Origin of the sequence: Streptomyces sp. KLMMK (assembly GCF_036961605.1) — a bacterium.
GTDB classification, from domain to species: domain Bacteria; phylum Actinomycetota; class Actinomycetes; order Streptomycetales; family Streptomycetaceae; genus Streptomyces; species Streptomyces telluris.
Map to the genome: position 1 here is coordinate 1 of NZ_JBAMDC010000085.1, position 21,405 is coordinate 21,405.

General features: G+C 73.3%; 23 protein-coding genes. 9 read left to right on the forward strand and 14 right to left on the reverse strand.

Going from position 1 to position 21,405, the window contains the following annotated elements:
* The 4 genes from V7793_RS15525 to pdhA all read right to left on the reverse strand — a co-directional run.
* A partial coding sequence (locus V7793_RS15525; protein WP_336006849.1) for an NTP transferase domain-containing protein occupies positions 1-137 on the reverse strand: 137 nt, incomplete at its 3' end.
* Positions 138-172: 35 nt separating this feature from the next.
* A complete protein-coding gene (locus tag V7793_RS15530; RefSeq protein WP_336006831.1) occupies positions 173-1,669 on the reverse strand; it encodes a dihydrolipoamide acetyltransferase family protein in 1,497 nt (498 codons plus the stop codon).
* Positions 1,669-2,685: an alpha-ketoacid dehydrogenase subunit beta gene (locus V7793_RS15535; RefSeq protein WP_336006832.1), complete on the reverse strand. Its 1,017-nt coding sequence runs from the start codon at positions 2,683-2,685 to the stop codon at positions 1,669-1,671. Before V7793_RS15535 ends, V7793_RS15530 begins: the two co-directional genes overlap by 1 nt.
* On the reverse strand, positions 2,682-3,839 hold the full coding sequence (gene pdhA, locus V7793_RS15540) for a pyruvate dehydrogenase (acetyl-transferring) E1 component subunit alpha (protein WP_336006833.1): 1,158 nt from the start codon (positions 3,837-3,839) through the stop codon (positions 2,682-2,684). The genes V7793_RS15535 and pdhA overlap by 4 nt, the downstream gene beginning before the upstream one ends.
* Positions 3,840-4,022: 183 nt before the next feature.
* Between pdhA and V7793_RS15545 the strand changes: the two genes are divergently transcribed.
* Entirely contained in the window at positions 4,023-4,511 is a 489-nt protein-coding gene (locus tag V7793_RS15545; protein ID WP_336006834.1) for an Lrp/AsnC family transcriptional regulator, read from the forward strand.
* On the opposite strand, the gene V7793_RS15550 is transcribed toward V7793_RS15545, so the two are convergent.
* A complete protein-coding gene (locus tag V7793_RS15550) occupies positions 4,508-5,107 on the reverse strand; it encodes a TetR/AcrR family transcriptional regulator (protein ID WP_058047400.1) in 600 nt (199 codons plus the stop codon). The genes V7793_RS15545 and V7793_RS15550 overlap by 4 nt on opposite strands.
* Before the next feature lie 2 nt (positions 5,108-5,109).
* Positions 5,110-6,663 carry a 3-hydroxyacyl-CoA dehydrogenase gene (locus V7793_RS15555; protein ID WP_336006850.1) on the reverse strand — a complete coding sequence of 518 codons (1,554 nt, stop codon included), beginning with the start codon at positions 6,661-6,663 and terminating at the stop codon, positions 5,110-5,112.
* Between the two features lie 106 nt (positions 6,664-6,769).
* Here V7793_RS15555 and paaN point away from each other — a divergent pair, with 106 nt between their 5' ends.
* Positions 6,770-8,473 (forward strand): phenylacetic acid degradation protein PaaN, encoded by a 1,704-nt coding sequence (gene paaN / locus V7793_RS15560; protein WP_336006835.1) that lies wholly within the window; start codon positions 6,770-6,772, stop codon positions 8,471-8,473.
* Here paaN and V7793_RS15565 read toward each other — a convergent pair.
* Genes V7793_RS15565 through V7793_RS15575 form a run of 3 tightly spaced genes read right to left on the reverse strand, consistent with a single transcriptional unit; the run spans position 8,470 to position 11,124 of the window.
* Complete coding sequence (locus V7793_RS15565; protein ID WP_336006836.1) at positions 8,470-9,234, reverse strand: TrmH family RNA methyltransferase; 765 nt, start codon at positions 9,232-9,234, stop codon at positions 8,470-8,472. The genes paaN and V7793_RS15565 overlap by 4 nt on opposite strands.
* 4 nt (positions 9,235-9,238) lie before the next feature.
* On the reverse strand, positions 9,239-10,459 hold the full coding sequence (locus tag V7793_RS15570; RefSeq protein ID WP_336006837.1) for an HTTM domain-containing protein: 1,221 nt from the start codon (positions 10,457-10,459) through the stop codon (positions 9,239-9,241).
* On the reverse strand, positions 10,456-11,124 hold the full coding sequence (locus V7793_RS15575) for a DUF5819 family protein (RefSeq protein WP_336006838.1): 669 nt from the start codon (positions 11,122-11,124) through the stop codon (positions 10,456-10,458). The genes V7793_RS15570 and V7793_RS15575 overlap by 4 nt, the downstream gene beginning before the upstream one ends.
* A 187-nt stretch (positions 11,125-11,311) precedes the next feature.
* On the opposite strand from V7793_RS15575, the gene paaA reads away from it, so the two are divergent.
* The 6 genes from paaA (at position 11,312) to V7793_RS15605 (ending at position 16,114) form a co-directional block, all read left to right on the forward strand.
* Complete coding sequence (paaA, locus tag V7793_RS15580; protein ID WP_336006839.1) at positions 11,312-12,277, forward strand: 1,2-phenylacetyl-CoA epoxidase subunit PaaA; 966 nt, start codon at positions 11,312-11,314, stop codon at positions 12,275-12,277.
* Positions 12,274-12,561 (forward strand): 1,2-phenylacetyl-CoA epoxidase subunit PaaB, encoded by a 288-nt coding sequence (paaB, locus tag V7793_RS15585; protein ID WP_168095384.1) that lies wholly within the window; start codon positions 12,274-12,276, stop codon positions 12,559-12,561. The genes paaA and paaB overlap by 4 nt, the downstream gene beginning before the upstream one ends.
* 11 nt (positions 12,562-12,572) lie before the next feature.
* Positions 12,573-13,298, forward strand: a complete 726-nt coding sequence (gene paaC / locus V7793_RS15590) for a 1,2-phenylacetyl-CoA epoxidase subunit PaaC (RefSeq protein WP_336006840.1) — start codon at positions 12,573-12,575, stop codon at positions 13,296-13,298.
* Entirely contained in the window at positions 13,292-13,795 is a 504-nt protein-coding gene (paaD, locus tag V7793_RS15595) for a 1,2-phenylacetyl-CoA epoxidase subunit PaaD (RefSeq protein ID WP_168095386.1), read from the forward strand. Before paaC ends, paaD begins: the two co-directional genes overlap by 7 nt.
* The gene (locus V7793_RS15600; RefSeq protein ID WP_336006841.1) at positions 13,796-14,890 is read left to right on the forward strand and encodes a 2Fe-2S iron-sulfur cluster-binding protein; all 1,095 of its coding nucleotides are present in this window, start codon (positions 13,796-13,798) and stop codon (positions 14,888-14,890) included.
* Positions 14,891-14,974: 84 nt separating this feature from the next.
* A complete protein-coding gene (locus V7793_RS15605) occupies positions 14,975-16,114 on the forward strand; it encodes an acyl-CoA dehydrogenase family protein (RefSeq protein WP_336006842.1) in 1,140 nt (379 codons plus the stop codon).
* 38 nt (positions 16,115-16,152) lie between these two features.
* On the opposite strand, the gene V7793_RS15610 is transcribed toward V7793_RS15605, so the two are convergent.
* From V7793_RS15610 to V7793_RS15620, 3 genes are all read right to left on the reverse strand, one after another.
* Positions 16,153-16,500 carry a rhodanese-like domain-containing protein gene (locus V7793_RS15610; protein ID WP_336006843.1) on the reverse strand — a complete coding sequence of 116 codons (348 nt, stop codon included), beginning with the start codon at positions 16,498-16,500 and terminating at the stop codon, positions 16,153-16,155.
* Positions 16,501-16,510: 10 nt separating this feature from the next.
* Positions 16,511-17,293, reverse strand: coding sequence for a hypothetical protein (locus V7793_RS15615; RefSeq protein ID WP_336006844.1), 783 nt, complete (start codon positions 17,291-17,293; stop codon positions 16,511-16,513).
* A 424-nt stretch (positions 17,294-17,717) separates the two neighbouring features.
* Complete coding sequence (locus V7793_RS15620) at positions 17,718-19,127, reverse strand: DUF2252 domain-containing protein (protein WP_336006845.1); 1,410 nt, start codon at positions 19,125-19,127, stop codon at positions 17,718-17,720.
* Between the two features lie 274 nt (positions 19,128-19,401).
* Here V7793_RS15620 and V7793_RS15625 point away from each other — a divergent pair, with 274 nt between their 5' ends.
* Positions 19,402-19,752: an antibiotic biosynthesis monooxygenase gene (locus V7793_RS15625; protein WP_336006846.1), complete on the forward strand. Its 351-nt coding sequence runs from the start codon at positions 19,402-19,404 to the stop codon at positions 19,750-19,752.
* Here the strand turns inward: V7793_RS15625 and V7793_RS15630 are convergent.
* Together V7793_RS15630 and V7793_RS15635 are read right to left on the reverse strand one after the other, a co-directional pair.
* Complete coding sequence (locus V7793_RS15630) at positions 19,730-20,230, reverse strand: hypothetical protein (RefSeq protein WP_336006847.1); 501 nt, start codon at positions 20,228-20,230, stop codon at positions 19,730-19,732. The genes V7793_RS15625 and V7793_RS15630 overlap by 23 nt on opposite strands.
* Positions 20,231-20,473: 243 nt before the next feature.
* Positions 20,474-21,157, reverse strand: coding sequence for a ScbR family autoregulator-binding transcription factor (locus V7793_RS15635; RefSeq protein WP_336006848.1), 684 nt, complete (start codon positions 21,155-21,157; stop codon positions 20,474-20,476).
* Between the last annotated feature and the right edge of the window lie 248 nt (positions 21,158-21,405).

A 21,405-nucleotide genomic window follows, 5' to 3' on the forward strand; every position in this document is an offset into this window, starting at 1 on the left:
GTCTCCTCGGCGTCCGCGCACGCCTCCAGCACCCGGTCCAGCAGCGTCCGCCCGCCCACGCGCAGGGTGGGTTTGTCGGCGCCGCCCAGTCTGCGGGCCGCGCCACCGGCGAGCACTACCGCGTCGTAACCAGTCACCCGACGAGTATGGCCGTTCGGGACGGGGCGAAAGCTCAGAGAGAGCGCAACAACACAGCGGGCTGCTCGACGCAGTCGGCCACGTACCTCAGGAAGCCTCCCGCCGTGCCGCCGTCGCAGACCCGGTGGTCGAAGGTGAACGACAGCTGCACCACGTGCCGTACCGCCAACTCTCCCTGGTGGACCCAGGGCTTGGGGGCTATCCGGCCGACGCCGAGCATGGCCGCCTCGGGGTGGTTGATGATCGGCGTGGAGCCGTCGACGCCGAACACGCCGTAGTTGTTCAGCGTGAACGTGCCGCCGGTGAGCTCGGCCGGGGTCAGCGTGCCGGACCGCGCGGCCTCGGTGAGGCGGGCGATCTCCTCGGAGAGGCCGGCGGCGTTGCGCAGGTGGGCGTCCCGGACGACGGGGACGACCAGGCCGCGCTCGGTCTGGGCGGCGAAGCCGAGGTGGACGCCGGGCAGGCGGACGATCTCCCGGGCCTCGGTGTCGACGGTGGCGTTGAGGCCGGGATACCGGGCCAGGGCTGCCGTGCAGATGCGGGCGAGCAGAGCCAGGAGGGAGACCTTCGGCCCGCCCGCGGCGTTCATGGCCCGGCGGGCGGCGAGCAGCTCGGTGGCATCGGCGTCCACCCAGCAGGTGGCGTCGGGGATCTCCCGCCGGCTCCGGCCGAGCTTCTCGGCGACGGCACCGCGCACCCCGCGCAGGGGGATGCGCTCGACGCCCGCCTCACCGGGGGCGGCCGCCGCGGTGGGCTCGGGGGCGGCCACGGCCTCGGCGGCGCGCACGGCGCGCTCCACATCGGCGCGCAGAATCAGCCCGTCCCGCCCGGATCCGCTCAAGGCCCGCAGATCGAGCCCGTGTTCACGGGCCAGCTTCCGGACGAGGGGGGACACGACGGGGACGGGGCCGGTGGAAGAGCCGAGGGCAACCCCGGCCACCCCGTCCGCCGCACGCCCGTCCGCGGACGCGGCCCGGGAAGCCTCCCGGCCCGCAGGATCCCCGGCGGCCCCGGTGGCCCCTCCCGCCGCAACGGCGCTCAGCCTTGACGAACCCGACCGGCGGTGCCCGACCGCCTCCGGGCCACCCGGCACCGCCGGAGCCCCGTCCGCAGAGACGTCCGCAGAGACGTCCGCAGGACCGGACGTGCCCCCGGACGCCGCGAAACCGTCCCGCGGCCGGACCCGGCGCCGCCGCGCCGCAGGCGCCCCCGTGCCGTAACCCACGAGGACGTTGCCGGAGGACTCCGCCTCGGCGGACGCGGGCGCGGCGCCCGCATCCGCGGGCGCCCCGACGGCGACCGTCAGCAGTGGCGCCCCCACGGGAAGCTCCGTGCCCTCCTCGCCGAAGCGGGCCGTGACCACGCCCCCGTACGGGCAGGGGACTTCGACCATCGCCTTGGCGGTCTCGACCTCCACGACCGGCTGGTCGACGGCCACGACCTCGCCGACCTCGACCAGCCAGCGCACGATCTCCGCCTCGGTGAGCCCCTCGCCGAGATCGGGCAGCCGGAATTCCTTGACCTCGGGCATCAGCTCTCCGCCTCCCACTGCAGCCGTGCGACCGCGTCCAGCACCCGGTCGACCCCGGGCAGGTGGTGCCGCTCCAGCATCGGCGGCGGGTACGGGATGTCGAAGCCGGCGACGCGCAGCACCGGCGCCTCCAGGTGGTGGAAGCAGCGCTCGGTGATCCGGGCCGCGATCTCCCCGCCGGGGCCGCCGAATCCGGTCGACTCGTGGACGACCACGGCGCGTCCGGTGCGCCGGACGGAGGCGCAGACCGTCTCCTCGTCGAAGGGCACGAGGGAGCGCAGGTCGACGACTTCGAGGTCCCAGCCTTCGGCGACGGCCGCCTCGGCCGCCTCCATGCAGACCGGCAGGGACGGCCCGTAGGTGATGAGCGTGGCGGAGGTGCCGCGGCGGCGGACGGCGGCGCGCCCTATGGCGGGCACGGCCTCGGGCGTCTCGGGGTCCCACTCGGCCTTGGACCAGTAGAGCCGCTTGGGCTCCAGGAAGACGACGGGGTCGTCGGAGGCGATCGCCGCGCGCAGCAGCCCGTAGGCGTCGGCGACGGTGGCGGGGGTGACGACGTGGAGGCCGGGGGTGGCCATGTAGTACGCCTCGGAGGAGTCGCTGTGGTGCTCGACGCCGCCGATGCCGCCGCCGTAGGGCACGCGGACGGTGAGCGGCATGGGCACGGCGCCGCGGGTGCGGTTGCGCATCCGGGCGACGTGGCTGATGAGCTGCTCGAACGAGGGGTAGGCGAAGGCGTCGAACTGCATCTCGACCACGGGCCGCAGCCCGTACATGGCCATGCCGACGGCCGTACCGAGGATGCCGGCCTCGGCGAGCGGGGTGTCGGTGCAGCGGTCCTCGCCGAACTCCTTCACCAGGCCGTCGGTGACGCGGAAGACGCCGCCGAGCGCTCCGACGTCCTCTCCGAGGACGTGGACGGCCGGGTCCTCGGCCATGGCGTCGCGCAGGGCCCGGTTGAGGGCCTGGGCCATGGAGGAGGGCCGGGCTCCGGCCCTGACTGCCGCGGTGGTCATCGCTGCTTCCCTTCCGGGGAGTCCGGGGCGGCTTCCGCCGCGGCGTCGAGCTCGGCGCGCAGCAGCCCGGCCTGCTCCCGCAGTTGGGCGGTCTGCTCGGCGTAGACGTGGGTGAAGAGGTCCATGGGATCCAGCACGGGGTCCTGGTTCATGCGCTCGCGCAGGTCGGCGGCCATGCGCTCGGCCGCTTCCCGCTCGGCGGCCATGCCGGCCTCGTCCAGGAGCTTGCGTGCGGTCAGCTCCTGCTCCAGCAGGGCGACGGGGTCGTGGCCGCGCCAGGTCTCGACTTCGGCGTCGCTGCGGTAGCGGGTGGCGTCGTCGGCGTTGGTGTGGGCGTCCATGCGATAGGTGACGGCTTCCACGAGGGTGGGGCCGCCGCCTTCGCGGGCCCGCCGCACGGCGTCGGTGAGGACCTCGTGGACGGCGGCGGCGTCGTTGCCGTCCACGAGCCGGCCGGGCATGCCGTAGCCGACGGCCTTGTGGGCGAGCGAGGGGGCCGCGGTCTGCTTGGCGAGCGGCACGGAGATCGCGAAGCCGTTGTTCTGCACGAGGAAGACGACGGGGGCCTGCCAGACGGCGGCGAAGTTCAGCGCCTCGTGGAAATCGCCCTCGCTGGTGCCGCCGTCGCCGACCATGGCGAGCGCGACCACGTCGTCGCCCTTGAGGCGGGCGGCGTGGGCGAGGCCCACCGCGTGCGGCAGCTGGGTGGCCAGCGGGGTGCACAGCGGTGCGATCCTGTGCTCGTGGGGGTCGTATCCGGTGTGCCAGTCGCCGCGCAGGAGCGTGAGCGCCTGGACGGGGTCGAGGCCGCGGGCGACGGCGGCGAGGGTGTCGCGGTAGCTCGGGAAGAGCCAGTCCTGTTCCTGCAGGGCGAGCGCGGCGGCGACCTCGCACGCCTCCTGCCCGGTGGAGGAGGGGTAGACGGCGAGCCGGCCCTGGCGGGTGAGCGCGGTGGCCTGGGCGTTGTATCTGCGGCCGCGGACGAGGTGGCCGTAGAGCCGGAGCAGCAGCCCGGCGTCGAGCCCGTCCGCCGCCGCCGTGCCCAGCACGCGATACGGCTCCGCGTCGGGAAGCAGGGGGGCGGGGTCGGTGCGGGGCCGCCAGGCGGGGGGCGGGGTGGGCCGGTACGAACCGGGCTGCTCCAGAACCGTCATGACGAGCACCTCCTTTGTGGGGACGGGCTTGACCGGACGTACGGCGAAATCGCGCCGACGCCCTCCCTACCGATTGTTCGGTCGTCGGCACATTTTGGCTACAGGCGGCCCGAGCCTGTGGACAAACGGTTCTCCACAGCCTGAGATATGGCCAGGACGTCCAAGAGGGGGAGGCGGGACGCCATGCCGGAGGAACAGATGGCCTTCACCGGGAGCAGGGCACCGGCGCGGCCGCTGGACGAGATAGACCGCGCCATCCTGCGCATGCTCCAGGCCGACGGTCGCGCGTCGATACGCTCCGTCGCGGAGCGTGTGCACGTCTCGCGCGCCAACGCCTACGCCCGGATCAACCGGCTCATCGACGACGGTGTGATCCGGGGGTTCAGCGCGCGGGTCGACCAGGAGCGGGCGGGGCAGAGCGCGTCGGCGTACATCACGCTGAAGATCGTGCAGAACTCCTGGCGCACGGTCCGCGACAAGCTCCTGGAGCTGCCGGGGGCCGCGCACATCGCCCTGGTCAGCGGGGACTTCGACGTGCTCCTGCTGGTGCACACCAAGGACAACCGCGCCCTGCGCGAGCTGGTGCTGACCCGCATCCAGTCGATGGACGAGGTGCTCAGCACCCGCACGCTGCTGATCTTCGAGGAGACGGACCTGGAGGAGAAGGGCTAGTCCCGCCCGGGGGTGCGCAGTCCCGCGAACGCCGTCAGCACCACCGCATCGGCCACTTCTTCGCTGGTCGCCGCCCCGCCGTGGCCGGGGCGGTACCACTCCACCACGGAGTTGATCATCCCGAAGAGCAGCCGGGTGGCCAGCCGTGCGTCCACGTCCGCCCGCAGGTCGCCGTCGGCCGCCGCCTGCTTGAGCAGGTCGGCGACGCGGTGGTCGAACTCGCGGCGGCGCTCCATCGCCCAGCGCTCGGTGTCGGTGTTGCCGCGCACGCGCAGCAGCAGCGTCACGTAGGGCAGCTCGGCCATGAGCACCTCGACGGTGCGCCGGGTGACGTACTGCAGGCGGTCGACTGCGCGTCCCCCGGTCGCCCCCGGCTCGTCCAGCACGGCGAAGAGCCCGTCCAGGGCACGGCTTATCGCGAGCCGGAGCAGCTCTTCCTTGCCCTTCACGTGGTGGTAGATGGAGGACTTGGAGATCCCGGCCGCCTTGGAGAGGTGCTCCATGGACGTGCCGTCGTAGCCCCGCTCGTTGAACACCTCGACGGCGACCGCGAGCAGCGATTCGGGCGTGTAGGTGTCGCGCTTGGCCATGGTCACGATTACAGCACCCGTGCCTCTCGGTCCGCACGGCGCCTCAGGGCCCGCGACGGCGCGTAGCGCTCGCCCGCTCCCTCGTCGTGCAGGTTGTACAGGAAGTTCCACAGCCAGACCGCGCCGAGGCGGCCGGCCCACTCCAGGGGGCCGCCCGGATAGTTCACGCCCAGCCGCATGGCCCGGTCGATGTCCTCAGGGGTCGCCACCTCGCGGGCGGCGGCGTCGGCGGCGAAGTCCACGATCATCGCGACGGTCCTGCCGACGATCATCCCGGGGACGTCGTCGATCACGCTGACCGCCTTGCCGAGCGCCTGCATGAGGCCCGTGGCCTCGCGGACGTCCTCGGGTGCGGCCTCCGCGGACGGGGCCAGGGCGATGCGGGTGGCGGCGCGGTAGTCGAGCGACAGGTCGAAGAAGATGCCGCGCTCCCCTGGAGGGCCCTCCAGGGCGGCAGAGCCGTCGGTCAGGGCCAGGCACGCGCCGCCGGGCAGCCTGATGTGGCCCCCGGAGGCCTGTCCGTCCCCCTCCACGGTGACCTCGATGCCCGCCTCCCGGATCATCTCCACCAGGGCGGCGGCGGGCCCCAGACCGCCCGTGACGCGGACCGCCGCCGGGGGGTCCTGCGGCTCCGCGGTGTGCGGCAGGGGCCGCTGCGCGTCGGCGGAGTGGTCGAACCACCCGCGGCCGCTCTTGCGTCCCAGGAGTCCCGCTTCCACCAGCCGGCGCTGGGCCAGGGACGGGCGGAACTTCGGGTCGTGGAAGAACGACTCGTAGACCGAACGGGTGACGGCTTCGTTCACGTCCTGGCCGATGAGGTCGGTGAGCTCGAAGGGCCCCATCGCGAACCCGCCGCACTCGCGCAGGACGGCGTCGAGGGTGGCGGGGTCGGCGGCGCGCTCCTCGTACAGCCGGAAGGCTTCGGCGTAGAAGGGCCGGGCGACGCGGTTGACGATGAAGCCGGGGGCGTCGGCGCAGGTCACCGGGGTCTTGCCCCACGCGGCGACCGTCTCCGCCGCCCGCTCGGCGGCGGCCGCGTCCGTGGCGAAGCCCCGGACGACCTCCACCAGCGGCAGCAGCGGTGCGGGGTTGAAGAAGTGCAGGCCGACGAAGCGGCCGGGGAGCTTCAGGCCGCCGGCGACGGCGGTCACCGACAGGGACGAGGTGTTGGTGGCCAGCAGGCACGCGTCGGGAACGACCGATTCCAGCTCGGCGAACAGCTTCTGCTTGACGGGAAGTTGCTCGACAATCGCCTCGATGACGAGCGCGGAGTCGGCGAGTTCGGCGAGCCGTGCGGCGGGCTGCAGACGGGCGAGGGCAGCGTCCCGGACGGCCGGGTCGAGCCTGCCCTTGTCCACCAGACGGCCGAGCCGGGCGGCGATCGTGCGCGCCGCCTCCTCCGCACGGCCGGGTGCGGCGTCGTACAGCCGCACGGGGTGGCCCGCGGTCAGGGCGACCTGGGCGATGCCCTGGCCCATGGTGCCGGCGCCGACGACGGCGACGGTGCCGGCCGGGTCGATTGCGGTCATGGCAGTGATCCTCCCCGAAGTGTTTTTCCACAGGATTGCCGGGCCCCCTTGTCCCGACCGATCGTTCGGTTACTGTATCCACCGGGGGTGCGTCTGGTCCCCCGTATCGGAGCCCCGCTCGACAAGGAGTTGGTCAGCCGTGACCGCCGGACTCACCACCGCTCAGTTGGCCGAGAAGCACCGCCCCACCCTGGATCAGGCGCTGGATGCCGTCCGCACGCGCGCCTACTGGTCCCCCTTCCCCGAGCACCCGAAGGCGTACGGCGCGGAGGGCGCCGTGCCGGGCAGCCTGAGCGCCGCCGAGGGCCAGGCCGCCTTCGAGGCGCTGCGCGGCGCGCGCTTCGAGCTGGACCAGCCGGGTACGGACGGCTGGGCGGGCGCCGAGGTCTCGCCGTTCGGGATCGAGCTCGGCATCGAGTATCCGCACCCGGCCGTCGAGGAGCTGCTGCCGGCGCTGCGCGCGGCGATGCCGCAGTGGCGCGAGGCGGGGCCGGAGGTGCGGGCCGTGGTCTGCCTGGAGATCCTCGCGCGGATCAACGCCCGCTCGCACGAGTTCGCCCATGCCGTGATGCACACCAGCGGCCAGGCCTTCATGATGGCCTTCCAGGCCGGCGGCCCGCACGCCCAGGACCGGGGCCTGGAGGCCGTCGCCTACGCCTATGCGGAGCAGGTTCGCACGCCGGGCTCGGCCCAGTGGTCCAAGCCGCAGGGCAAGCGCGATCCGCTGGAGCTGCGCAAGGAGTTCACGGCCGTCCCGCGCGGTATCTCCCTGCTCATCGGCTGCAACACCTTCCCCACGTGGAACGGGTTCCCCGGCCTCTTCGCCTCGCTCGCCACGGGCAACGCCGTCCTGGTCAAGCCGCACCCGCGCGCGGTGCTGCCTCTGGCCCTGACCGTGCGCATCGCGCGCGAGGTGCTGCGCGAGGCGGGCTTCTCGCCCGACCTGGTGGCACTGGCCGCCGAGCGGGACGGCGAGGGCATCGCCAAGACCCTGGCCGTGCGCCCGGAGATCCGCATCATCGACTACACCGGCTCCACCGCCTTCGGCGACTGGCTGGAGGCCAACGCCCGCCAGGCACAGGTCTATACGGAGAAGGCCGGCGTCAACACGGTCGTGCTCGACTCCACCGACGACTACAAGGGCCTCCTCGGCAACCTGGCCTTCTCGCTGTCCCTCTACAGCGGCCAGATGTGCACCACCCCGCAGAACTTCCTGATCCCCCGCGAGGGCATCGCCACCGACGCCGGGCACAAGTCCTACGACGAGGTGGTGTCCGATCTGGCCGCCGCGGTCGAGGGCCTGCTGGGCGACGACGCCCGGGCGAACGGCCTGCTGGGCGCCATCGTCAACGACCAGGTCAAGGAGCGGATCGACGCCGCCGCCCAGCTCGGCGAGGTCGCCCTCGCCTCCCGCACGGTGACCAACCCCGACTTCCCCGGCGCCACCGTGCGCACCCCGGTGATCGTGAAGCTGGACGGCGCCAAGCCCGACGCCGAAGCGGCCTACTTCTCGGAGTGCTTCGGCCCGGTCTCCTTCGCCGTGGCCGTCGACTCCGCGGCGGACGCCGTGGAGCTGCTGCGCCGCACGGTGCGGGAGAAGGGCGCGATGACCGTCGGCGCGTACACCACGTCGCCCGAGGTCGAGCGGCTGGTGGAGGAGGCCTGCCTGGAGGAGTGCGCCCAGCTCTCGCTCAACCTGACGGGCGGAGTGTTCGTGAACCAGACGGCGGCCTTCTCCGACTTCCACGGCTCCGGCGGCAACCCCGCCGCCAATGCGGCCCTGTGCGACGGCGCGTTCGTCGCCAGCCGCTTCCGCACGGTCGAGGTGCGCCGCCCGGCCTAGCCCAGGGCCGGGCCCGGGCCTCCCCAGTGGAACAGCGCCATGGCGACGCTCGTGGCGAGGTTGTAGCTGGAGACCTGCGGCCGCATGGGGAGGGCGACCAGCCGGGTCGCCCTCTCGCGCAGCTCGGGCGAGATGCCGTGGCGCTCGGAGCCGAAGGCGATCAGCGCGTCGTCGGGCAGGGTGAGGGAGCGGATGTCGTCCCCCTCCGGGTCCAGGGCGTACAGCGGCCCGGGCGGGAGCTCGGGCAGGGGCAGCCGTTCGACGGCGGTGGCGTAGTGCAGGCCCGCCCCGGCGCGTACGGCGTTGGGGTGCCAGGGGTCCATGTCCCCGGTGGTGACGACGCCCGTGGCGCCGAAACCGGCCGCGAGCCGGATCACGGCGCCCACGTTGCCGAGGTTGCGCGGGTTGTCCAGGACGACGACGGGGGCCTTCCGGGGCGCCCGTGAGAGCGCGTCGAGGTTCGCCCTGCGGGCCGGACGCACGGCGAGCGCGGCCACGCCGGTGGGGTGGATCCTGGGCACCAGCTCGCGCAGGGCCTGCGCCGGGATCTCCACCAGCCGCTCGGCGAGGACACCCGTGAGGTCGTCGGCCAGCGCGGCGGCGAGCTGCAGTGCCGCCGCCTTGTCGCTGGTGACCGCGAGCCGGACGTCCGCGCCGAAGCGCAGGGCGTGCTTAAGGGCGTGGAAGCCGTCGAGCAGTACGGCGTCGGGGGCGTGCTCGCCCCACTGCCGCACGGCGGCAGCGGCTTCGTCCTCGGTCATGCCCTCAGCCTACGAGAGTCCGGTCGGCCGCTTCGTCCCCCTCGCGCTGCGCCGGGACGGGCTGCTTACGGGCCGGCAGCAGCCGGTCGCGGGCCCGGCCGGCGAGGGGGCCCAGGCGGCGCAGGAAGGAGGTGGGGAGGAAGACCGCGTCGGCCACGATCATCGCGAGGGAGAAGAACGGCAGCCCGAGCAGCAGGGCGATGCCGAGGTGCTCCATCATCATCACGGCCAGCAGGACGTTCTTCACCCGCCGGTTGAGCAGGGTGAAGGGGAAGGCGACCTGCACGGCCACGGTGCCGTAGCTGAGCAGCAGCACGAGCAGCCCGCTGGCGGCGAGCGCGTGGGAGAGCTCGGGCCAGGGCGAGAAGTAGTCGAGGTGCAGCGGGTAGTAGAGCGCGGTGCCGTCCTGCCAGCGCGAGCCCTGGATCTTGTACCAGCCGGCCGTGGCGTAGATCAGGCAGACCTCTGCCATGATCACCAGCAGGCCCGCGTTGTGCAGCAGATTGGCCAGGACGTCCAGGACGGCGCGGGGTTCGGGGGCGTAGCGCCCCGCGAGCCACCACAGCGCCTGGACGAGCCACAGGCCCCACAGCGCGGTGGCCCAGCCGACGCCGGGGAGCGGGCCGTGGTCGGTCCAGGACATCCGGGTTTCGCCGAGGATCTGCGCGGCGGCCAGGGCGAACCCGCAGGCGGCCCACAGCACGATGCCCGTCACGTCCGGGCGGGCGGGCGCGCCGGCCTGCTTCGCGGCGCGGCGGGCGTCCAGCGACCAGACCCGCCCGCAGCGCATGAGGATCAGGTAGAGGGCCATCAGGTGGATGACGTTGTCGCCGCCGTCGCCGAGGAAGACGCTGCGGTTCTGCAGCGACAGCACGCCGACCATGGAGAGCACGGTCATGGTGCGGGTGCGCCAGCCCAGGGTCAGCAGGGCGGCGGTCACCACGGCGAAGGCGTAGACGGCCTCGAACCACAGGCCGCCGTCGGACCACAGCAGGGCGGTGAAGGCGTGGTTGTCGGCGGTCAGCCGACGGGCCATGTCCCAGCTCCACGGCCCGTCGGGCCCGTACATCTCGTGCCGGTTCGGCCATTCGCGCAGCAGGAAGACCAGCCACGTGAAGGAGAGGCCGATGCGGATCACGGCCGTCTGGTAGGCGCCGAGGGGGCTGCTCGTGACGCGGTCGGCGGCGCGCGAGAGCCGGGCGCCGAGCGGCAGGGTCGTGCTCATCGGTTCTTCGCCTCCGTACGGTCGGCGGCGGTGACCGGCCACCAGCTCAGCACCCGGTAGGCGGGCTTGGCCCCGCCCTTCTCGTCGCTCCAGACCGGCGGCGCGACCAGGGTGGTCACGGCGCGCACCTGGACGCGGTGGATGCTGCGCCCGTCCTGCTCAGGGCCGAGGCGGCCGACGACGATGCGTCGTATGTACTGCTCGGAGAGCTCGCCGCGCAGCCCGTTGGGCGCTTCCTTGACGTCGTGGGAGTTGGTGTAGAAGTCCCAGGCGCGGCGCAGCTCGTTCTGCTGCGTGTGGCTGGGGAGGAGGTTGTGCCGGATGGCGGCGCCGTCCTTCGCGGTCAGGTCGGTCCAGGCGGTCACCGTGGTCCGCCCGTCGGGGCCGGCGAGCTCGGCGCGGGCCTGCACGGCCACGTTCTGCTGGAGCGGGTTGGGAGCGAAGAACTTCCAGTTCTGCTCGTACTCCGGGTAGATGTAGTCGTCTATCGCCGCGGCGTTCTGCTTGGTGACCGTGTTCGACGGCGCCACGTGCAGGAACACCATCGCCAGGTGCACCCCCGCCGTCACCGCGATCACCGCTGCGCCCGCCGCGACGACGAGGCGCGCGGGCAGGGACAGCCCCGCGAGGGCGCCGGCCCGCTCGTGCCCGTCATCCGACTCCATGCCCCGCCCCGTTCCTGCGTCCCGCCTGTGCTGTGCACCCGAACGGTACCCAGGTCGTCCGGCGGGGCACAGCGGCCGGGGGTTATCCACAGGCTTGACACCCCTGGGCGGCCGCACCACCATTGAACCGAACGATCGGTCGGTCGGGCCGGTCGCATCATGCGGGCGGAGAGGCAGGGGGCATGCCATGACGACGATGGCGCCGGACACAGGAGCCCGGGACACCGCGGCCTACGAGGCGGCCTTCGACGCCGCGGTGGAGGCCGACGAGCGCATCGAGCCGCGGGACTGGATGCCCGACGCCTACCGCGCCACCCTCGTCCGCCAGATAGCGCAGCACGCCCACTCCGAGATCATCGGCATGCAGCCCGAGGCCAACTGGATCACCCGCGCGCCCTCGCTGCGCCGCAAGGCGATCCTCATGGCCAAGGTGCAGGACGAGGCCGGCCACGGCCTCTACCTCTACAGCGCCGCCGAAACCCTGGGCACCGGCCGCGACGAGCTGCTCGACAAGCTCCACTCGGGCCGCCAGAAGTACTCCTCGATCTTCAACTACCCCACCCTGACGTGGGCCGATGTGGGCGCCATCGGCTGGCTCGTCGACGGCGCCGCCATCACCAACCAGGTCCCGCTGTGCCGATGCTCCTACGGGCCCTACGCCCGCGCCATGGTCCGCATCTGCAAGGAGGAGTCCTTCCACCAGCGCCAGGGCTATGAGCTGCTGCTCGCCCTGAGCCGTGGCACCGAGGCCCAGCACGCCATGGCGCAGGACGCCGTGGACCGCTGGTGGTGGCCCTCGCTGATGATGTTCGGCCCGCCCGACGCCGAGTCCTCCCATTCGGCCCAGTCCATGGCCTGGAAGATCAAGCGGCACTCCAACGACGAGCTGCGCCAGCGGTTCGTGGACATCTGCGTCCCCCAGGCCGAGTCCCTCGGCCTGACGCTCCCCGACCCCGGCCTCCGGTGGAACGAGGAGCGCGGGCACCACGACTTCGGTGCCATCGACTGGACGGAGTTCCAGGAGGTGCTCCGCGGCAACGGCCCCTGCAACGACCAGCGGATCAACCAGCGCCGGCGGGCCCATGAAGAGGGCGCATGGGTGCGCGAGGCAGCCGCCGCGTACGCGGCCAAGCACGGAAAGGCGACGGCATGACGAACGCTGACTGGCCGCTGTGGGAGGTCTTCGTGCGCAGCAGGCGCGGCCTCGCCCACACCCACGCGGGCAGCCTCCACGCCCCGGACGCGGAGATGGCCCTGCGCAACGCCCGCGACCTCTACACCCGGCGCTCCGAGGGGGTCTCGATCTGGGTGGTGCCCTCCGCCGCGGTCACCGCCTCCTCCCCCGACGAGAAGGATCCCTTCTTCGAGCCCTCGGCCGACAAGCCCTACCGCCACCCGACCTTCTACGAGATCCCGGAAGGGGTGCGGCACCTGTGAACGGCGAGCCCGTGACCACTGTGGAAGCCCCCCTGGCCGCGGCCGCGCTGGCCCTCGGGGACGACGCCTTGGTGCTCTCCCACCGGCTGGGGGAGTGGGCCGGGCACGCCCCGGTGCTCGAGGAGGAGGTCGCCCTCGCCAACATCGCCCTCGACCTGCTCGGCCAGGCCCGCACCCTGCTCTCCCTCGTCGGCGACGAGGACGAGCTGGCCTATCTGCGGGAGGAGCGCGCCTTCCGCAACGCCCAGCTCGTCGAGCAGTCCAACGGCGACTTCGCCCGCACCATCGCCCGCCAGCTGTACTTCTCCGTCTACCAGCACCTGCTGTACGAGCAGCTGGCCGCCGCCGGAGGGCCGGTCGCGCCCCTGGCCGGCAAGGCCGTCAAGGAGGTCGCCTACCACCGCGACCACGCCGAGCACTGGACGCTGCGGCTCGGCGACGGCACGGAGGAGAGCCACGCCCGCATGCAGAGCGGACTGGACGCCCTCTGGAGGTTTACGGGCGAGCTCTTCGAGCCCGTCGAGGGGCTGCCGGTCGACTGGAGCGTCCTGCGCGAGGCCTGGCTGTCCGCGGTGACCGGCGTCGTCGAGCGCGCCACGCTCACCCTGCCCTCCGGCCCGCAGAGCGGTGCGTGGACGGCCGGCGCGGGCCGGCAGGGCATCCACACCGAGCCGTTCGGGCGGATGCTCGCGGAGATGCAGCATCTGCACCGCAGCCACCCGGGGGCGTCATGGTGACCGCACCCACCGCCCTGGAGGAGCGGCTGCGCGCCCTGGCCGGAGCCGTCCCCGACCCCGAGCTGCCCGTGCTCACCCTGGCCGAGCTGGGCGTGCTGCGCGACCTGCATGTCACCGGCCCCGGCCGGGTCGAGGTCGAGCTCACCCCCACCTACACCGGCTGCCCCGCGATCGAGGCCATGTCCGCGGACATCGAGCGCGTGCTGCACGAGCACGGCCAGGCCGAGGTGTCCGTCCGCACCGTGCTCTCCCCCGCCTGGTCCACGGACGACATCACGGCCGAAGGGCGCCGCAAGCTCGCCGAGTTCGGCATAGCGCCGCCCCGGCCCACGGGCCCCGGCGCCGGCGGGCCCGTCATGGTGGGCCTGGGCATCCGGTGCCCGCACTGCGGCTCCACCGAGACCACGCTGCTCAGCCGCTTCTCGTCCACCGCCTGCAAGGCCCTGCGCCGCTGCGAGGCGTGCCGGGAGCCGTTCGACCACTTCAAGGAGCTGTAGATGGCAGCGGCCCGGCACGGCGCCTTCCACCCCCTGCGAGTGGTCTCCGTCGACCCCCTCACCGACGACTCGGTGGCCGTCGCCTTCGCCGTGCCCCCCGAGCTGCGGGAGACCTACCGCTACGCCCCCGGCCAGCACATCGCCGTCCGCCGCCCCACCCGCGACGGCGGCGAGATACGCCGTACGTATTCGCTGTGCGCCCCCGCGCCCGCCCCCGGGGCGCCGGGTCCCGCGGAGCTGAGGGTGGGCGTGCGGCTGGTCGACGGCGGCGAGTTCTCGACGTACGCCTTCAAGGAGCTGGCCGCCGGGGACACCGTGGAGGTGATGGCACCGGCCGGGCGGTTCGTGCTGGAGCCGCGCGCAGGGCACTTCGCCGCGATCGTGGGCGGCAGCGGGATCACCCCCGTGCTGTCCATCGCCTCGACCCTGCTGGCGAGGGTGCCCGAGGCCCGGTTCTGCCTCATACGCAGCGACCGGACCACCTCCTCAACGATGTTCCTGGAGGAGGTAGCCGACCTCAAGGACCGCTTCCCCGACCGCTTCCAGCTGGTGCACGCGCTCTCCCGCGAGGAGCAGCAGGCCGGGCTGCCGTCCGGGCGGCTGGACGAGGAGCGGCTGGCCCGGCTGCTGCCCGCCCTGTTGCCGGTGGAGGAGATCGGCGGCTGGTTCCTGTGCGGGCCCTTCGGCCTGGTGCGGGGTGCGGAGCGGGCGCTGCGCGGCCTCGGGGTGGGGCGGGACCGCATCCACCAGGAGATCTTCCACGTGGAGTCCGGGGCCGCCGGGGAGCCCGGACAGGCCGCTCCCGCCGGCTCGCCCGCGCGCAGCACGGTGACCGCGCAGCTCGACGGGCGCGGCGGCAGCTGGCCGGTGCGGGAAGGGGAGACGCTGCTGGAGGCGGTCCTGCGCAACCGGCCTGACGCGCCCTACGCCTGCAAGGGCGGGGTGTGCGGGACGTGCCGGGCGTTCCTGGTCAGAGGCGAGGTACGGATGGACCGGAACTTCGCACTGGAGCCGGAGGAGATCGAGAGCGGCCATGTCCTGGCGTGCCAGTCGCATCCGCTGACGGAAGAGGTGGAGCTCGACTTCGACCGCTGAGCGTTCCCATTTGCCGCCACCCGCCTTAGATTGACGGACCGTCAGATTTGCTGGACGGATACCGGGCACGGGAGGACGGCGGCAGTGGACTTCACCTTCACCGAGGAACAGCAGGCGGCCCGGGAAGCGGCGCAGGCCGTCCTCTCCGGGGTCTCCCCCGACGGCGTGCCCAGCCCGGTCCTCTCCCGGGGCCCGGTCGCGGAGGACTTCGACCGCGCACTGTGGCACAGGCTGGCCGGCGCCGGTCTGCTGAGCCTGACCGTCGCCGGCGAGCACGGCGGCTCGGGGCTCGGGCCGATCGCCCTGTGCCTGGTCCTGCGCGAGGCGGGGCAGGTGCTCGCCCGGGTGCCGCTGCTGGAGTCCGGGGCGACGGCGCTCGCGCTCAGCACGCACGGCGGCCCGGCCGGAGCCGCGGTCCTGCCCGCGCTCGGGCGGGGCGAGCTGGTCGCCACGGTCGCCTCCAGCGGGCGCACGGGGCACGATGCCGCCGAACTCGCGGTCGGCGCGCGGCCGGTGGCCGGGGAGGGCTGGGTGCTCGACGGCGTCCAGACGGCCGTGCCGTGGGCGCCGTCCGCCGATGTGCTGGTGATCCCGGCGCAGATCGCGGACGGGCGCTCCGTGCTCGGGCTCGTCCCCCGTGATCACCCGGGGGTGGGCCTGGCCGGGCAGGTGTCCACCAACGGCGAGCGGTTCGCCGAGGTGCGGCTCGACTCCGTACGCCTCGACGCCACACAGGTCGTCGCCGCCGAAGGGGCCTGGGAGCGGCTGCGCGAGCTGCTCACCGTCGGAACGTGCGCGCTCGCGCTCGGCGTGGGAACGGCGGTATGCCGCATGACCAGTGCGTACACGGGGAAGCGGGAGCAGTTCGGCCACCCGCTGGCCACGTTCCAGGCGGTGGCCGTCCAGGCCGCGGACCGCTACATCGACCTGCGGGCGATGGAGGCCACGCTCTGGCAGGCCGCCTGGCGGCTGGAGTCCGGGGCGGGCGGGCCGCTCCCGGCCGCCGCCGACCTCTCCGTCGCCAAGGTGTGGGCCTCGGAAGGGGTCCGCCGCGCGGTGCAGACCGCGCAGCACCTGCACGGCGGCTTCGGCGCCGACACCGACTACGCCCTGCACCGCTACCACGCCTGGGCCAAACAGCTGGAGCTGTCCCTCGGCCCCGCCGCGGCCCACGAGGAGGCGCTGGGCGACCTGCTGGCCGCCCACGCGCCTGACGGCGACTAGACCGGCACGGCCGGACGGGGCTGCCGGGACCGGGACTGCTAGATCACGGTGCCGGGGGCGCCGTTGCCGTCCACGACCGGGCGGCCCGCGGCCTCCCAGATCTGCATGCCGCCGTCGACGTTCACCGCGTCCAGGCCCTGCTGCAGCAGATAGGCGGTGACCTGCGCGGACCGGCCGCCGGAACGGCAGATGACGTTGATCCGGGCACCGTCGGGCGCCTTCTCCGTCAGCTCGCCGAAGCGGGCCACGAAGTCGCTCATCGGAATGTGCAGCGCGCCCTCCGCGTGGCCGGCCGCCCACTCGTCGGCCTCGCGCACGTCCAGCAGGAAGTCTTCGGAAGAAAGGGCGTCGACGCCGACCGCGGGAATACCGGAACCAAAGCTCATGCCCACGACGCTACCCGACCAGCTCCCGCAGATGCGCCTCGCGCTCCGCGACCTGGGCGCGCAGGCCCTCGGCGATCTCCTCCAGCAGACCGTCCGGGTCCTCCGGCGCCATCCGCAGCATCGAGCCGATCGCCGAACCCTCCAGCTCGGCCGCCAGCTCCGACAGCATCTCCTTGCGCCGCGCCAGCCACTCCAGGCGGGCGTAGAGCTCCTCCGCCACGTCCAGCGGGCGCGGCTCCGGCGGCGGGCCCGCGGCCCACTCCGTCGCCAGCTCCCGCAGCAGGGCCTCGTCGCCGTCCGCGTACGCGGCGTTGACCCGCACGATGAACGCCTCGCGGCGCAGCCGCTCGGCCTCGTCCCGCGCCAGGTCCGGGTGCGCCTCGCGGACCAGCTCCCGGAAGGCCTTGCGGGCCTCGTCGCTCGGGCGCACCCGGCGCGGCGGGCGGACCGGCTTCTCCGTGAGCATCGCCTGCGCCTCCGGGGAGAGGCCCTCCGAGTCCAGCCAGCCGTCGAAGAGCTGCTCCACGCCGGGCAGCGGCTGCACCAGCGCCCGGGCCTCGCGGGCCCGGCGCAGGTCCTCGGCGTCGCCGCTGCGGGCGGCCACGGCCTCGGCGATCTGCGCCTCCAGCTCGTCGAGCCGGGCGTAGACCGGGCCGAGGCGCTGGTGGTGCAGGCGGGAGAAGTTCTCCACCTCCACCCGGAACGTCTCCACGGCGATCTCGAACTCGATCAGCGCCGTCTCGGCCGTGCGGACGGCCTTTTCCAGGCGGGAAGTGTCTGCTTCCGGATTCATCACCCGACCAGCGTAGTTCCCTCCCGGAGGGTTCCCCGGGCGCCTCGGCCCCGCGCGCGGGCGCTCCCCTTGTCGCCGGGCGACGACGACCCGGCGCGGTCCCGCCGCGATCCCGCCGCGACGGCGCGCCACCACGGTGGTGGGGCCCGGCGGTGCCGCCCGCCGGCGGGTTGTTCCGGCACCGCCGTGATGCGCCGTCCCGGCTGGGCGCCATCGCGGCGGGAGATTCTGCCTGCGGGCGCGCCAGGGCGAGTGATCGTCCCGGTGGAACCGTCGGCACCCCGTCCGGCAGCAGGCCCTCCGGCACCGCCGGGACGCGCCGTCTCGGCTGGGCGCCATCGCGGCGGGAGATTTGCCTGCGGCCCCCGCCACGGGTGGTGATCACCGTGGTGGGGGTGCGTCGCGGCGGGGGTGCTGTCCGTTGTTAGACGCCCGGTTCCGCCGCTGTTCGGCCCGAGCGGATGGCCTTTGTCAGGGTCTCGTGGTCCGCTTCGGTTTGGTTTGCGTAGGTGTGGGCGAAATCGGCTATGGCCTCGTCCAGGGCCGGGGACTTGCCGCAGTAGGCCGCTATGAGGCGGGGGTCCGCGGTGTGGGAGTGGGCGCGGGCGAGGAGGGCGCCGGTGAGGCGGGCGTAGTCGTCCAGTTCGTCGGGGGTGAGGGCCGCCGGGTCGACGCTGCCTTTGCGGTTGCGGAACTGCCGCACCTGGTACGGCCGGCCCTCGACCGTCGCCCAGCCCAGCAGCACGTCGCTGACGACCTGCATCCGCTTCTGGCCGAGCACCACGCGCCGCCCCTCGTGCCCGTCCGGCGGCAGGGCGAAGCCGGCCTTCTCCGCGTACGGCAGCAGGACCGAGGGCCGGGCCTCCTTCACCTGGAGGACGAGCGGCTCGCCGCGGTGGTCCAGGAGCAGCACCACGTACGAGCGCAGCCCCACGCTTCCGGTGCCGACGATGCGGAAGGCGACGTCCTGCACCTCGTACCGGGCCGTCAGCGGCAGCAGGTCCTCCGGGAGGGTGCCGAGGTAGCCGCCGAGGGCGAGGGCGACGGCCGCCGCCTCCCCGTCCGGCAGCCGGCGCAGCACGGGCGGGGCGTCCACGAAGCGCCTCCCGTCGCCGGTCTTCTCCGTGGCCTTGGCCGCGAAGCGGGCGCTCGTGTTACGCCGGGCCTTCTCCGCGACCCGCTCCAGCGTGCCGATCAGCTCGCGGGCGTCCGCGTGGGAGACGAGCCGCTCGTCGGCGATGGCGTTCCAGGCCTCCGCGACCGGCATCCGGGCCAGCAGCCGCATCGTGTGCCGGTAGGAGCCGACGGCGTCCCGCGCCGCCGCCCGGCAGGTCGGCTCGTCCGCGCCCGCCTCCCGCCCGGCCAGCACCAGCGACGCGGCGAGCCGCTTCACGTCCCACTCCCACGGCCCGCGCAGGGTCTCGTCGAAGTCGTTGAGGTCGATGACGATTTCGCCGCGCGCGTCCCCGTAGAGCCCGAAGTTGGCGGCGTGGGCGTCTCCGCAGATCTGGGCGCCGACCCCGGTCACCGCCGAGCCCACCAGGTCGTGGCCCATCAGCCCCGCGGATCCGCGCAGGAAGGCGAAGGGGGACGCGGCCATCCGGCCGACCCGTATCGGCGTGAGCTCCGGCAGCCGCCCCGCGTTCGACGCCTCCACCGCGGCGACCGCGTCCGGCCGGTCCGGCCCGGCGGTCCACTCCGCGTGCGCGGCCCGCGGCACCCGTTCCCGCAGCGCCTTCCCCTCGGCCTTCGGCGACCCGGCCTCCGCCTTCGGACGCGCGAACCCCGGCACGTACGGCAGACGCGACATCGCGCCCCACCTCCCCCTTCGCATGAACCGATCCGGCAGCCCCCGGGGATCCCCCCGGCAACTCTCCCGGCAGCCCTTCCGGCTGCCGAGAAACTACCCAAGGAGAAGGCCGGGAGGTCCCCGGCCCGGCCCGCGCACCGCGCACCGCACCCCGGCCCCGCACCCCGTACACCGCGCACCGCATGGCCGGATCGTTGCCGTGCGCCGCCACACCCCCTTGACCTCAAGCAAAGTCGAGGTTCGATGATGCGATCACGAGCCTCACACCGGCCACGCGGGGGAGAGAGCGAGAGAACGCATGACCAAGGAATCCGGCTTCTACTCGATCATCGACTACACCGTCGACGGGCCCGAGACGCAGCACGCCCTCCTGAAGGCGTTCACCGAGATCCAGAAGACCTGGGTGCGCTTCTACCCCGGATACCGCTCGGCCCAGTTCCACCTCAGCACGGACGGCACCCGCGTCGTGAACCTCGTCCACTGGGCCACGGAGGCCGACTACCGCAACTTCGTGGAGAACTCCGACACCGACGGCCGCATGGCCGCCATCCGGCAGGCCCTGGAGAGCCTGCCCGGCAAGGCCGAGATCAACATGCCCGGGGCGCCGACCTACCTCGCCTACGAAGTCACGCCCGGGCCGCGCCCGTAGCACCGCCCACGGCAACCTCCAGCGACTGCTTGACCGTTCGCAGCGCGTCCGACACGGCCGCGGGAGGCACGGACCCCGCCCCCGCGCCCTCCCGGGCCACCCGGGCCTCCCGCGCCGTGGCATAGCCCAGCACCTGGGCTATGCCCAGGGCGCGCAACGCCTCGTCGCCGCCGACACTTTCGGGCTCCCCCAGCATCTGCCGCGCGGTGGTCTCCAGCAGCACGCCGGCGACCGCGGCCAGCGCGGACGGCGGCAGGGCCTCTTCGAGCATCGCGGCCACGGACACCGCATCCGGCACGGACGCGGACGCGGCAGGAGTATCAGCGGAAACGGCAGAAGCAGCAGGAGCAGCAGAAGAAGCAACAGGCGTCTCGCGCCAGGACCTCAACGAGCCGTAACGGGCCAGGCCGTCGTGCAGGGCGGCCGCGAACGTGGACCCCAGACCGGGCCCCGTCATCTCTTCCTTCGACGCTCGCACCGGCGCCTCCTCGAAGCCACGGGCACCGCAGCGGGCGCCCTCGCGGATGAGCGGCAGGGCACACGCGGAACACCCCCGACGCATAGCGCGAACGTAGCAAACCGACCAGTTTGTATGTCAAGGATGTACGGGACAGTTCGTCACGCTATGCGATCGGGCTCGACCGTCCCTCCAGGGCGGTTCCAGGGCGGTTCCAGAGCCCCTCCAGGGCCCCTCCAGCGGGCCCCGGCCTTGCACCCGGGGTCAGGAGGCCGCCCGTTCGGCCACCTGCGGCAGCGCCGGGGCCGCGTGCGCGTCGCCGTCCCCCGCCGTCATGTCCGACCCCGCCGGGTCCAGCCGGCCGACCATGTGCGACGCGGCGAGCCGGGGCATCAGCAGCCGCCAGAAGGCCGTCACCGACTCCCGGGACAGCCACTCCTGGTCGCCCCGGCCGAGCACCTCCAGCCCGGTCGTCGACGCCGTGATGACCGTGGCCGCATCCTGCGGCGCCACCCCTTCGGCGAGCGCCCCTTCACTGCCCGCCCGCACCAGCTGCCGGCGCACGAAGTCCTGCCACTGGCTGCGCAGGTCGGACCTGGTCGCATCGACGACGTCGCAGCTCAGACGGAATCCGGCGCGGACGACGAGGTCGCTGCGGAGGCGGCTCACCATCGCGTGGGAGGCGTCCGCGAGCACCTGCAGGGCCGGTTCGTCGCTGCTGTCCGCGCAGCGCGTGATGGTGAGGAGGGCCTCGCGCGCCTCGGACTCGACGGCCGCGGCCAGCGACTCCTTGTCCTCGAAGTGGAAGTGGAACGCCCCGGTACTGACCCCGGCCCTGGCGCTGATCCCCGAGACCCGCGAACTCGCGTACCCGTACTCGTCGAACGCGGCGGCGGCGGAGTGGATCAGTGCGCGGCGGGTGCGTTCTGCTCGCTCTTGCTTCCTCATGGACGACTCCCGCGACGAACTCGAACCCCGGCGCCCCGACGCGGGGAGGTGGGAAGTGGACGGGGACATGTCACCCGTATTCAGCGTGTGAGAAGTGTAGCAAAAGAAAACCATCTAGTTGGTTTTCATTACCAGCCCTTTTCCGACTCTTGGGGCTGGAAAAGACCGGTCGACCATGAAGGCCGACCGGTCCGGTGACCGCGTATCAGTAGGCGACCAGGTGTCAGCAGGCCACCACGTGTCTCGCT

Bases quoted from the DNA above. Each gene is read 5' to 3' on its own strand.
- paaD (WP_168095386.1), top strand. From the start codon at position 13,292: ATGGTGACCGCACCCACCGCCCTGGAGGAGCGGCTGCGCGCCCTGGCC.
- V7793_RS15635 (WP_336006848.1), bottom strand. From the start codon at position 21,157: ATGAGGAAGCAAGAGCGAGCAGAACGCACCCGCCGCGCACTGATCCAC.
- paaB (WP_168095384.1), top strand. From the start codon at position 12,274: ATGACGAACGCTGACTGGCCGCTGTGGGAGGTCTTCGTGCGCAGCAGG.
- V7793_RS15615 (WP_336006844.1), bottom strand. From the start codon at position 17,293: ATGAATCCGGAAGCAGACACTTCCCGCCTGGAAAAGGCCGTCCGCACG.
- V7793_RS15610 (WP_336006843.1), bottom strand. From the start codon at position 16,500: ATGAGCTTTGGTTCCGGTATTCCCGCGGTCGGCGTCGACGCCCTTTCT.
- V7793_RS15620 (WP_336006845.1), bottom strand. From the start codon at position 19,127: ATGCGAAGGGGGAGGTGGGGCGCGATGTCGCGTCTGCCGTACGTGCCG.
- V7793_RS15545 (WP_336006834.1), top strand. From the start codon at position 4,023: ATGCCGGAGGAACAGATGGCCTTCACCGGGAGCAGGGCACCGGCGCGG.
- paaA (WP_336006839.1), top strand. From the start codon at position 11,312: ATGACGACGATGGCGCCGGACACAGGAGCCCGGGACACCGCGGCCTAC.
- V7793_RS15535 (WP_336006832.1), bottom strand. From the start codon at position 2,685: ATGACCACCGCGGCAGTCAGGGCCGGAGCCCGGCCCTCCTCCATGGCC.
- pdhA (WP_336006833.1), bottom strand. From the start codon at position 3,839: ATGACGGTTCTGGAGCAGCCCGGTTCGTACCGGCCCACCCCGCCCCCC.
- V7793_RS15625 (WP_336006846.1), top strand. From the start codon at position 19,402: ATGACCAAGGAATCCGGCTTCTACTCGATCATCGACTACACCGTCGAC.
- V7793_RS15570 (WP_336006837.1), bottom strand. From the start codon at position 10,459: ATGAGCACGACCCTGCCGCTCGGCGCCCGGCTCTCGCGCGCCGCCGAC.
- V7793_RS15565 (WP_336006836.1), bottom strand. From the start codon at position 9,234: ATGACCGAGGACGAAGCCGCTGCCGCCGTGCGGCAGTGGGGCGAGCAC.
- V7793_RS15530 (WP_336006831.1), bottom strand. From the start codon at position 1,669: ATGCCCGAGGTCAAGGAATTCCGGCTGCCCGATCTCGGCGAGGGGCTC.
- V7793_RS15575 (WP_336006838.1), bottom strand. From the start codon at position 11,124: ATGGAGTCGGATGACGGGCACGAGCGGGCCGGCGCCCTCGCGGGGCTG.
- V7793_RS15600 (WP_336006841.1), top strand. From the start codon at position 13,796: ATGGCAGCGGCCCGGCACGGCGCCTTCCACCCCCTGCGAGTGGTCTCC.